The organism is Kribbia dieselivorans NBRC 106261 (assembly GCF_001552435.1).
GTDB lineage: Bacteria > Actinomycetota > Actinomycetes > Actinomycetales > Dermatophilaceae > Kribbia > Kribbia dieselivorans.
Window position 1 is genome coordinate 1 of the sequence record NZ_BCRE01000090.1, and the last position, 10,912, is coordinate 10,912.

Sequence of the window (10,912 nt, forward strand, 5' to 3'; positions counted from 1 at the left end):
TCCTGAAGCGGCCCGAAACCATCACTCGGCGGGGGTTCGTGGGGGCTGCGTCAGCCCTGGAGCAGTGACTCGAAGTCGACGACGTCGAAGTCGGACGTGCGCTGCGCGGGGGTGTGTGCCGCGACCAACTGCGCGAGCTCGGCTCCGGCCCGTTGCACCCGACCCGTGAGGCCAGACTCGCCCGAGTCGTCGGATTCGCCGGCCGTACCCCAGTCGTCACTCGCCGCGAAGACCCCGGTGGGCACGACGATCGCCTTGAGGTACGAGAACAGTGGGCGCAATGCGTGGTCGAGCACGAGGCTGTGCCGCGCCGACCCGGCCGTGGCCGCGATGAGCGTCGGCGTGCCCGCGAGCTTGCCCTCGTCGATCAGGTCGACAAACATCTTGAACAGCCCGCTGTACGACGCGCTGAACACGGGTGTCACCGCGATCAGCCCATCGGCGTGCGTGACGGTCTCCAGCACCTCGGCCAGGTGCTCGCTGGGGAACCCCGACAGGAGGTGCGAGGTCATCTCCTGCGCCAGGTCGCGCAACTCGATGACCTCGACGATCACGTCGGAGCCGAGCCCACGGAGCTCCGCCGTGGTGGCGTCAGTGAGCAGGTCGGCGAGCTTGCGCGTGGACGACGGGTTCGACAAACCGGCGCTGACGACGACAAGGGTGCGCGTGCGGCGCTCCGTGGTGGTCATGTGGTCAATCCCTTCAGGCGATGGTCTGGTCGGTGGGGCTCTGGCCGGTGACGTCGTCGACGCCGTGGACCGTGGGCTCCTCATAGGTGCCGGCCGCCTTGGCCGCCGCCACCTGGGAGGCGTGCGTGGGCGGGTCGGAGGGGACGTGCGCCGGGCGACGCGACTCGGCCTCGCGGCGCAACTCCGGCACGACCGCGCTGCCGAGGAGCTCGATCTGCTCGAGCACGACGTTCAGCGGCAGGCCCGCATGGTCGATGAGGAAGAGCTGACGCTGGTAGTCGCCCACGTCGTTGGACATCGCGGCGTAACGCTCGATGACCTGCTGCGGCGAGCCGACCGTCAGCGGGGTCTGCGCGGTGAAGTCCTCGAGCGACGGCCCGTGCCCATAGACCGGAGCGACGTCGAAGTAGGGGCGGAACTCGCGCACCGCATCCTGACTGTTGGGGCGCATGAAGACCTGCCCGCCGAGGCCGACGATCGCCGTGTCGGCCGGGCCGTGGCCGTGGTGCTCCCAGCGCTCGCGGTACAGCTGGACCATCTGCTTGGTGTGACGCATGGGCCAGAAGATGTTGTTGTGGAAGAACCCGTCACCGTAGTAGGCGGCCTGCTCGGCGATTTCCGGAGAACGGATCGACCCGTGCCACACGAACGGCGCGATGCCATCGAGCGGGCGCGGCGTTGAGGTGAACCCCTGCAGTGGCGTGCGGAACTTGCCGCTCCAGGTGACGTTCTCCTCGCGCCAGAGGCGGCGCAGCAGGGCGTAGTTCTCGATGGCCAGCGGGATGCCCTGACGGATGTCCTTGCCGAACCACGGGTACACCGGGCCGGTGTTGCCGCGGCCCATCATCAGGTCCATGCGACCGTCGACGAGGTGCTGCAGGGTGGCGTAGTCCTCGGCGATGCGCACCGGGTCGGTGGTCGTGATCAGCGTGGTGGACGTCGAGAGCACGATGCGCTCGGTCTGCGCGCCGATGTAGGCCAGCGTCGTCGTCGGAGCAGACGGGATGAACGGCGGGTTGTGGTGCTGGCCGGTCGCGAAGACGTCGAGCCCGACCTCCTCCGCCTTCTTCGCGATCGCGATCGTCGCCTTGATGCGCTCGTGCTCGGTGGGCGTGCGACCGGTCGTGGGGTCGGTGGTGACGTCCCCGATGGTGAAGATCCCGAACTGCATGGTGGCCTCCGGTATGCCTGCGGTGAGTAGTTGACGCTTCAACGATGTTACTCCGGTGATCTATTCCCGTCACCTCAGCCGCGCATCCCCCACCCCGGCGCCAACTGGTCAATCCTTGCGACCTAACGTCGAGTTACGTCGCAAGGATTGACCAGTCGGCGAGGGGTGCGCACGCACGAAGGGCGCCCACCTAACCGGTGGACGCCCCTCGCCGCAGCACCATGACTCAGCGTCGGTTGGTGACGGCCTTCCAGAGCCACAGCAGGATGACCGCGCCGACGAGCGCCGTCAGGAAGGTGACGATGAGGCCGGAGCCGTCCGTGTCGATGAAGATGCCGAGCAGCCAGCCACCGACCAGGCCGCCGATGATGCCGATGATGATGTCCATGAGCCAGGACTGGCTCTTCGACGTGCCCATGATGCGCGAGGCGATGAACCCCGCCAAGCCGCCGATGATGATCCAGACGATGAAGCCGAATTCGCCGGGCATGAAGCTCTCCTTGTGCCGTTGGGATTCACTGTCGAGCGAGGCACCCGACAGGCGCTTTGCGACAACAACCTACGTCGTGCAGAGGCGAATTGGGAGTTTGCTGGGTGTTGTTCCGACAACTTCCGCGAAGGACTACCCTGGTAGCAACATTGGTCGTACTCTGGTCGTATGAGTCAGGTGAAGTTGAGCGTGAGTCTGTCCGAGAGTGATGTCGCTGCCCTGGACAAGTTCGCGCACGCCGCCGGCTTGAAGTCCAGATCCGCCGCGATCCAGCAGGCCATCAGGCTGTTGGGCGACCCTGACCTGCAGTCTGCCTACGAGTCGGCCTGGCAGGAGTGGGTCTCAGAGGGGGAGGAGGCCACTTGGGCCCCCACCACGGACGATGGGGCAGCCAGTGATCCGTGGTGAGATTCGGCTCGTCGATCTCGAACCCACGCGGGGTACCGAGGCGAACAAGCGCCGCCCGGCGATCATCGTCAGCAACGACAACGCGAACGCCGTGGCGGCCCGCCTGGGGCGCGGTGTGGTCACCGTTGTCCCGGTCACCAGCAATACCGCTCACGTCTACCCGTTTCAGGTCCGGCTCCCGGCGGCCGAAACGGGGCTGCGACTCGATTCGAAAGCGCACGCCGAACAGGTGCGATCGGTCTCCGTCGACCGACTCGGCCCGGTCCTCGGGCACCTCCCCATGCATCTCATGACGCAGCTCGACGACGCCCTGCGCCTCCACCTCCACCTTTGACGGAGCCGCGTACCCGCACCGGCCGCTCACCACCCCCGCGCGTAGGGTCGGAGCCATGACCGCGTCCTTTCGCTGCTCCGACGCCGCTCGCGCGCGGGGCGAGTCGATGGCCGGCACCGCGCCGGTCGGCCGATTCCTCCTCCTCATCGAGCACGCCGGCCCCTGGGCGAACAAACCCCTCCAGTCCGCCCCGCTGAACACCATCGCCGCCGACCTCCAGGCGCGTATCGACGCCGCCGACGCCCAGGTCCTCCTGGTCCGGCGACCCGGCCGCGAGGGCCGCACGTTGGCACAACACTGCTGGTGGGTCATCGACACCGCCACCGGCCGCGCGACCCACGGCCTCTGGCACGACCCGACCGACCTTCTCGACGCGGCCACCCACCTGACCGGCCTGCCAGACGACGCCGGCGAGGCGCCGCGCATGATCCTTGTCTGCACGCACGCCACCCGCGACGTCTGTTGCGCCGTCCGCGGCCGCCCGATCGTGGCCGCCCTTGCCACCGCGCTCCCGGACGCGACGTGGGAGTGCTCGCACCTCGGCGGCCACCGATTCTCCGGCACGATGATGCTCGTCCCCGACGGACTCCTCCTCGGCGGGCTCGATCCGGACTCCGCCATCGAGCAGGCCCGCCGCCACTTCCTCGGGCGCCTCGGCCCCGAGCACTACCGGGGCCACGCCCGCCTCGACAAGCCCGCGCAGGTCGCCGTCGCCGAACTCCTCACGCTGACCGGAGAGACGTCACTCGAGTCCATCGGCGGCGTCACCGTGACCGTCGCCGAGGGGCAGGACGAGGAACCCGTCTCCGCCTGGGACGTGACCATCGATTCACCCGACGGCGCGACCCACTGGCACGTCAGCAACGTCCCCGGCGAACCGGTGCTCCAGTCGTGTGCCGCCATCGACCCTGGTGCAGCGCCGGTGTGGACGGTGACCACCCGGTGACGTTCACGTCCATGGACGCTGACGTCATCGTGGTCGGGCACGGCCTGGCCGGCCTCGTCGCCACCGCGGAGATCGCCGACGCGGGGCACCGCGTCATCCTCGTCGACCAGGAATCGGCCGCCAACCTCGGCGGGCAGGCGCACTGGTCGTTCGGTGGGCTCTTCCTCGTCGATTCGCCGGAGCAGCGTCGCATGGGTATTCGCGACAGCCCCGAGTTGGCGTGGTCGGACTGGAGCGGCACGGCCGGCTTCGACCGCGCCGAGGACTATTGGCCCCAGCAGTGGGCCCGCGCGTACCTCGACTTCGCCGCCGGGGAGAAGCGCGCGTGGCTGCACGCCCAGGGCATGCGCTGGTTCCCCGTCGTCGGCTGGGCGGAGCGCGGTGACGGCCGGGCCGATGGGCACGGCAACTCGGTCCCGCGGTTCCACATCACGTGGGGCACCGGGCCCGGGGTGGTCGAGCCGTTCGCCCGGCGCGTCCTGGCCGCCCACGAGGCGGGGCGCGTGACGTTCGCCCACCGCCACCGGGTCGACGATCTGCTCACCGAGGCCGGCGCGGTCGTCGGGGTGCGGGGCATGCGTCTGGCGCCGAGCGAGACTCCGCGAGGTGAGGCGAGCAACCGCGACCCGGCCGGAGAATTCGTGCTGCGGGCCCAGTCGGTCATCGTCACCTCCGGCGGGATCGGGGGCAATCACGATCTGGTGAGGTCCGCGTGGCCCGCACGCCTCGGCGCTCCGCCGCGACACATGATCACCGGGGTGCCGGCGTACGTCGACGGGCGCATGCTCGGCATCACGCAGGCGGCTGGCGCGCGCGTCATCAACCCCGACCGGATGTGGCATTACGTCGAGGGCATCCGCAACCACAGCCCGATCTGGCCCGATCACGCGATTCGGATCCTCGCCGGGCCGTCATCGATGTGGCTCGACGCGACCGGCACTCGCCTCCCCGCGCCGCTCTTCCCCGGCTTCGACACCCTCGGCACGCTGGCTCATCTGCGCGCGACGGGCCACGACCATTCGTGGTTCGTGACGAATCGGGCGCTGGCCGGCAAGGAGTTCGCGCTCTCCGGCTCGGAGCAGAACCCGGATCTGACGGGCAAGTCCGCAGCCGCCGTGCTCCGGCGTTCGCGGGCGGAGGTGCCCGATCCGGTGCAGGCGTTCCTCGACCGCGGGGCGGACTTCGTCAGCGCGACGACCGTCGAGGAACTCGTCGCCAGGATGAACACGCTGGTGCCGGAGGGCCCGACGATCGACGCCGACCATGTGCGCCGCCAGGTCGAGGCCCGCGACCGGCAGGTCGACAACGTGTACACGAAGGATGCCCAGGTGGCCGCGATGCGCGTGGCGCGCACCTATCGCGGCGACCGGCTGACCAAGCGGGCCTACCCGCCGCATCGTCTGCTCGATCCGGCGCACGGCCCGCTGATCGCGGTGCAGCTGCATGTGCTGACGCGCAAGACCCTCGGTGGGTTGGAGACCGATCTGGCGGGGCGGGTGCTCGGTCAGGATGGGCAATCGATCGCGGGGCTGTACGCCGCGGGCGAGGTGGCCGGGTTCGGCGGCGGAGGCATGCACGGGTACCGCGCGTTGGAGGGCACGTTCCTGGGTGGGTGCATCTTCAGCGGACGCACGGCCGGGCGGGCCGCTGCCGTTCAGGTGGGCTGAGACAGGCCAGGTCGGAGGCGCAGGTCAGAGGTACTGACCGGTGCCCTCATGCCGGGCCATCGGGTTGGGCGGCAGGTTCGGGTTGACGTGCTCGCCCGGGTTGGGGTGACCGGCGCGCGGGGCCCCACCGGGCAGGGCGCGCATCTGCTGCAGTTGGGTCTGCGCCGCCATCTGCTGGGCGACCAGGGCGGTCTGGATGCCGTGGAACAGTCCCTCGAGCCAGCCGACGAGCTGGGCCTGGGCGATGCGGAGTTCGGCGTCGCTCGGTGCGCTGTCCCGGAACGGCTTGGAGAGCCGGTCGAGTTCGGCGTCGAGCTCGGGCGCCAGCCCATCCTTCAACTCGGCCAGGGCCGTGTCGTGGATCCCGGCCAAACGGGCCCGGCCAGCTTCGTCCAAGGGCGCCGAACGCACCTCCTCAAGGAGTTGTTTGACCATCGTGCCGATGCGCATGACCTTGGCGGGCTGCTCGATGAGGTCGGCCGGGTTCGTCGACTCCGTGCCGTCGGCGTTCGGGTCGGTGGAGGCGACGCCCATGCCCTGCGGGGTGAGCACGACGACGCGTTCGCCAGCCGGGGTCTCGGTGTCGGGCACCTCCGGCGTCGTCGTCGGATCGGCGTTCAGCGGGTGCTCGACCTCGGTGTCCGACTCCGGGCTCGGCACCGGTGGGAAGGCGTGCGCGGGAGTGGTCTCATCGCTCATGGGCTCCATCCTGCCCCACCTCGCCGACCCACACACCCGCCGAGTGATGGTTTCGGGCCGCCTCAGGACGCCTGAAGCGGCCCGAAACCATCACTCGGCGAGGGGGCGGGGCGTGAGCAGACCCGACTCGTAGGCCAGGATGACGAGCTGCGCCCGATCATGGGCATGGACCTTCGCCATGATCCGGTTGACGTGCGTCTTGGCGGTGTGCGGGGAGATGACCAGCCCGTCGGCGATCTCCTGGTTGGACAGACCCCGCGCGACGAGCAGCAGCACCTCGGTCTCGCGCTCGGTCAGGGCCTCCAGTTGCGGCGGTTGGGAGCGCGGTCCGGCCGACGGAGCACGCGGCAGGACGTACCGGGTGATGAGGCGACGCGTCGCGGCGGGCGAGAGCAGCGTATCCCCGGCGTGGACCGCGAGAACCGCGCGAACGATCTCCTCCGGCTCGGCCCCCTTGCCGATGAACCCACTCGCGCCCGCCCGCAACGCACCGACGAGGTACTCGTCCTCCTCGAACGTCGTCAGGATCAGCACCCGCGGGTCGGTCCGGGCGGGGTTGGCGCAGATCGCGGTCGTGGCCTCGATCCCGTCAAGAACCGGCATGCGGATGTCCATGAGGACCACGTCGGGCCGCAACGCCTCGGCCTGGGCGATGGCCTCGGCGCCGTTACGAGCCTCCGCCACGACCTCGATGTCGGCGTGACCGGCGAGGATGTCACGCACGGCTTGCCGGATCAGCGTTTGGTCGTCGGCGATGACCACGCGGGTGATCACCCGGTCACCTCCCGATGAAGCGGGAGCGCGGCGCACAACTCGAACGCGTCGCCGACGACCCCAGCCGTGACGGTGCCGCGCACCGCCGCGACTCGCTCACGCACCCCCACCAGTCCCAAACCGTGCCGTGGAGCCTCGGGGTGGTTGACCCCCGTCGCGGCCACCGGGTTCGAGACCGACACCCGTACCACGTCCCCCTCGGCCGCGACCCCGACGCTGGCACGATGCTCCGTTCCGTGCTTGTGCGCGTTGGCCAGCCCCTCCTGGATGACGCGGTAGGCGACCGTGTCGGCCACCCCACCGACGCGCGAGAGATCCCCCGAGACCTGGAGCGTGACGTCCAGCCCACCTTGGCTGGCCCGATCGAGCAGGGTGTCGAGCTCGTGCAGACCCGGTTGGGGCGCGCTCGGATCGCCGTGCGGCACGGACTCCTCGGCGCGCAGGTAGCGCATGAGGTCACCGATCTCGGTGAGCGCCGCGCGTGCGGCCGCCCGGATCGTGGCCAGGGCCTCCCGGGAACGCTCGGGTCGGTCCTCCATCGTCGAGGACGCCACTCCGGCATTGAGACTGATGACCGAGATCTGGTGGGCGACGGTGTCGTGCAGGTCCCGGGCGATGCGCAGTCGTTCCTCGGCGACGCGGCGTTGGGCCTCGGCCTCGCGGGTCTGTTCGGCCCGTTCGGCCCGCTCGGTGACGGCGGTGACGTACTCCTGGCGGGATCGGGCGCTGTCGCCGAGCGCGGTGGCGACGGCGACCGCCGCGGCGAACTGGAACACCCGCGGGTCGAAGGCGCCGAACCGGCCACTGACGAGGCTGAGCAGCGCGATGACCGCCGCCGCCGCGCCGCCGAGAATCAGGCCGGAGCGTCGATCGAGCCGCTGGGCGACGTTGTAGGCGGTGATGGTCACGGCGATCCCCGGCCCGAGGGCCATCACCCCGGCGTACACGGCCACTGCGTAGCACCACAGGCACACCAGCAGGGCGGTGACGGGGATGCGACGGCGCCCGAGCACGAAGGCGGCCGGAATCACCACGAGGGTGAGCATGAGCAGGCGCACCGATGCCGGCATGGGCTGCCGCGGCGGCATCGGGCCGAGCGAGGAGGTGAGGATGAGCACGACCGCCAACAGATCGCCGGCCCACGACGGAATGCGCGCCTGATGTCCCGGTGGGCTCGGTTCGGCGGCGGTCATGGCCATCAGTGTGACCGGATCGCCTGAGCGTTGCGTCAACCCGTCGGGGTACTCCGTCTGCGGTACGCCAAGTGCCTGCGATGGGGGGACGCGCCGAGCCCGTGAGCCGATGAGGCTGGAGGGCGACCAGAACGCCCCCACCGGAGGACCCCATGTATCTGACCTTCCTGAGACGAGAACTGTTCGGCCGCGCCCGCCAGACCGTGATCGTCGCCTGCGGCCTCGCCATCGCGATCGCGCTCGTGATCGTGGTCTCCGCCCTGTCGACGGGGGTGAAGCAGGCGCAGGCGCAGGCCCTCGAGGGGGTCTACGGCGTCGGTACCGACCTGACCATCACCGGCGCGGCCGCCGAGCCCGGCCAGGGTGGCCCGCAGCGCTTCGACTTCCGTGACGATGAGGGCTCGAGTGCGAACGGCACGACGAACCTGACGCGGTCTCGGCTGAGGAGCGACCCGCGCCGTGGCACGCTCTCGGCCGACACCGTCGCCACGATCGAGAAGACCGACGGGGTCTCGGCCGCCACCGGCGTGCTCAGCCTGACGAACACGACGTTCACCGGGCAGATCCCCGATCGGTCGCAGTTCGGCGCCCCCGGATCGGGCACCGCGCCGGGGGCCGGTGGCAGCGACTCGGGTGGCGCCGCGGGCGGCAGCCAGTTCGGCATCGAGTCATTCACCGTCTACGGCGTCGACCCCGCGCAGGGCGGTGTCGGGCCACTGACCGCGACGGAGGTCACGAAGGGCCGGGCACTGCGCTCCGCCGACAGTGGCAAGAAGGTCGCCGTCGTGGACGCCACCTACGCCGAGACGCAGGACCTCGCGGTCGGGGACACCGTCACCGTCGGTGACAGCAAGGTCACCATCGTCGGTGTGGTCGGTTCGACGAGCAACGACTCCGACACCCCTGCCAACGTCTACCTGCCGATCACCACGGCGCGCTCGCTGGGTGACACCGGCAAGGTCGTCTCGACGGTGTACGTCAGTGCCGATTCGGCGTCCACGATCGACGCCGTGCAAGCCGCGATCACCACGGCCCTGCCGGACGCGACCGTGAGTTCGCAGAGCGACCTGGCCGGGCAGGTCTCCGGCGCGTTGTCGAGCGCGTCGTCGCTGATCTCGAGCCTGGGGCGTTGGCTGTCGGTGGCGGTGCTCGCCGTGGCGCTGCTCATCGCGGTGCTGCTGACCGGGTCGGGCGTGGCGCGTCGCACGCGGGAGTTCGGCACGCTCAAGGCCATCGGCTGGTCCAACGGTCGGGTCGTCTCCCAGGTGGCCGGCGAGTCGATGGTCCAGGCTCTCATCGGCGGGGTGGCCGGGTTGGTGCTCGGGCTCGGCGCCATCGGCGTGATCAACGCCATCGGCCCCACGCTTTCGACGGGTGATGCGGCTGCCACGACGGCCGGGGTCGATGCCGGCGGAGCGGGTGCCGGCGGAGCGGGTGCCGGCGGGCCGGGTGCCGGTGGGCCGGGCGGCGGCTTCGGTCCGGGCTCGTTCGGTCAGAGTGCCCAAGCCGCGGCCGACATCGTGCTGCAGGCCCCGATCACGTGGTGGGTCGTCGCCGCCGCGGTCGGTCTGGCCCTGCTGGGCGGCGTCCTGGCCGGGGCCTTCGGTGGCTGGCGCGCCGCCAAGCTGAGCCCGGTCGAGGCACTGCGGACCATCGGTTGATCCCCCACCATTCCAAGGAGCAGAAATGACCCCGACCCCCACCCCCGTGCCCGAGACGTCCGTATCTCCCACGGCTGTACCGCCTGTCGCCGCACCCGACACGGTCGTGACCACGATCTTCCCGGCGGCGCCGAGGACCAAGGCGCTCTACGACCTCTCCGGCGTGACCCGCACCTACCGCCGCGGACCGCACGACATCACCCCCCTCGACGGCGTCGACCTGACGCTGGAGGCGGGCGAGTTCGTGACGATCCAAGGCCCGACCGGCGGCGGCAAATCGACGCTCCTGCAGTTGCTCGGGGCGCTCGACCGACCCACCGCCGGGACGATCCGGTTCGGTGATGTGGATCTGAGCTCCGCCTCGGACGCCCAACTGACCAAGGTGCGCAGCACGCGGATCGGATTCGTGTTCCAGCAGTTCAACCTCATCCCGACGCTGACGGCGCACGAGAACGTCGACGTCGCGCTGGAGTCTCGTGGCCTGAGTCGCGCGGATCGGCGCGAGCGGGTGGGCGAGGCGTTGCGCAAGGTGGGCCTGGCCGACCGCGCCGGGCATCGGCAGGGTGAGCTTTCCGGAGGACAGCAGCAGCGCGTCGCCATCGCGCGGGCGATTGTCGCCTCGCCGGAGGTGCTCCTGGCCGACGAGCCGACGGGCAACCTCGACGAGGCCATGCGTGATGAGATTCTCGACCTGCTGCAGCAGCTCAATGCCGACGGACTGACGATCGTCGCCGTGACGCATGATTCGGCCGTGGCGACGCGGGCGGATCGTCGTTTGCGTCTGGACGGCGGGAAGGTGCACGTCGACGCGTCGTGACGCGCGCACCCGACCCACGCACCCGCCGAGTGATGGTTTCGGGCCGCTTCAGGACTCCTGAAG

At 70.3% G+C, this 10,912-nt stretch carries 12 protein-coding genes; 6 read left to right on the top strand and 6 right to left on the bottom strand.

The window, feature by feature from the left end; genetic code table 11:
• Positions 1-50: 50 nt before the first annotated feature.
• From KD1_RS08400 to KD1_RS08410, 3 genes are all read right to left on the bottom strand, one after another.
• Entirely contained in the window at positions 51-689 is a 639-nt protein-coding gene (locus tag KD1_RS08400) for an FMN reductase (protein WP_068400384.1), read from the bottom strand.
• 13 nt (positions 690-702) lie between these two features.
• Complete coding sequence (locus KD1_RS08405; RefSeq protein ID WP_068400388.1) at positions 703-1,860, bottom strand: LLM class flavin-dependent oxidoreductase; 1,158 nt, start codon at positions 1,858-1,860, stop codon at positions 703-705.
• Positions 1,861-2,086: 226 nt separating this feature from the next.
• Entirely contained in the window at positions 2,087-2,350 is a 264-nt protein-coding gene (locus tag KD1_RS08410) for a GlsB/YeaQ/YmgE family stress response membrane protein (protein ID WP_068400391.1), read from the bottom strand.
• A gap of 168 nt (positions 2,351-2,518) precedes the next feature.
• On the opposite strand from KD1_RS08410, the gene KD1_RS08415 reads away from it, so the two are divergent.
• Genes KD1_RS08415 through KD1_RS08430 form a run of 4 tightly spaced genes read left to right on the top strand, consistent with a single transcriptional unit; the run spans position 2,519 to position 5,705 of the window.
• A complete protein-coding gene (locus KD1_RS08415) occupies positions 2,519-2,758 on the top strand; it encodes a ribbon-helix-helix domain-containing protein (protein ID WP_245627330.1) in 240 nt (79 codons plus the stop codon).
• Entirely contained in the window at positions 2,745-3,092 is a 348-nt protein-coding gene (locus tag KD1_RS08420; protein ID WP_068400397.1) for a type II toxin-antitoxin system PemK/MazF family toxin, read from the top strand. The genes KD1_RS08415 and KD1_RS08420 overlap by 14 nt, the downstream gene beginning before the upstream one ends.
• A 55-nt stretch (positions 3,093-3,147) precedes the next feature.
• Positions 3,148-4,038 carry a ferredoxin family protein gene (locus KD1_RS08425; RefSeq protein WP_068400400.1) on the top strand — a complete coding sequence of 297 codons (891 nt, stop codon included), beginning with the start codon at positions 3,148-3,150 and terminating at the stop codon, positions 4,036-4,038.
• 11 nt (positions 4,039-4,049) lie between these two features.
• A complete protein-coding gene (locus tag KD1_RS08430) occupies positions 4,050-5,705 on the top strand; it encodes an FAD-binding dehydrogenase (RefSeq protein ID WP_068400408.1) in 1,656 nt (551 codons plus the stop codon).
• A 24-nt stretch (positions 5,706-5,729) separates the two neighbouring features.
• On the opposite strand, the gene KD1_RS08435 is transcribed toward KD1_RS08430, so the two are convergent.
• The 3 genes from KD1_RS08435 to KD1_RS08445 form a co-directional block, all read right to left on the bottom strand.
• Positions 5,730-6,404: a bacterial proteasome activator family protein gene (locus KD1_RS08435; protein ID WP_083542295.1), complete on the bottom strand. Its 675-nt coding sequence runs from the start codon at positions 6,402-6,404 to the stop codon at positions 5,730-5,732.
• Positions 6,405-6,494: 90 nt separating this feature from the next.
• Positions 6,495-7,175, bottom strand: a complete 681-nt coding sequence (locus tag KD1_RS08440; protein ID WP_068400413.1) for a response regulator transcription factor — start codon at positions 7,173-7,175, stop codon at positions 6,495-6,497.
• Complete coding sequence (locus KD1_RS08445) at positions 7,175-8,371, bottom strand: sensor histidine kinase (protein WP_068400402.1); 1,197 nt, start codon at positions 8,369-8,371, stop codon at positions 7,175-7,177. Before KD1_RS08445 ends, KD1_RS08440 begins: the two co-directional genes overlap by 1 nt.
• Before the next feature lie 152 nt (positions 8,372-8,523).
• Here KD1_RS08445 and KD1_RS08450 point away from each other — a divergent pair, with 152 nt between their 5' ends.
• Complete coding sequence (locus tag KD1_RS08450) at positions 8,524-10,032, top strand: ABC transporter permease (RefSeq protein ID WP_068400405.1); 1,509 nt, start codon at positions 8,524-8,526, stop codon at positions 10,030-10,032.
• A gap of 25 nt (positions 10,033-10,057) precedes the next feature.
• Positions 10,058-10,849 carry an ABC transporter ATP-binding protein gene (locus KD1_RS08455; RefSeq protein WP_083542297.1) on the top strand — a complete coding sequence of 264 codons (792 nt, stop codon included), beginning with the start codon at positions 10,058-10,060 and terminating at the stop codon, positions 10,847-10,849.
• Positions 10,850-10,912: the final 63 nt, after the last annotated feature.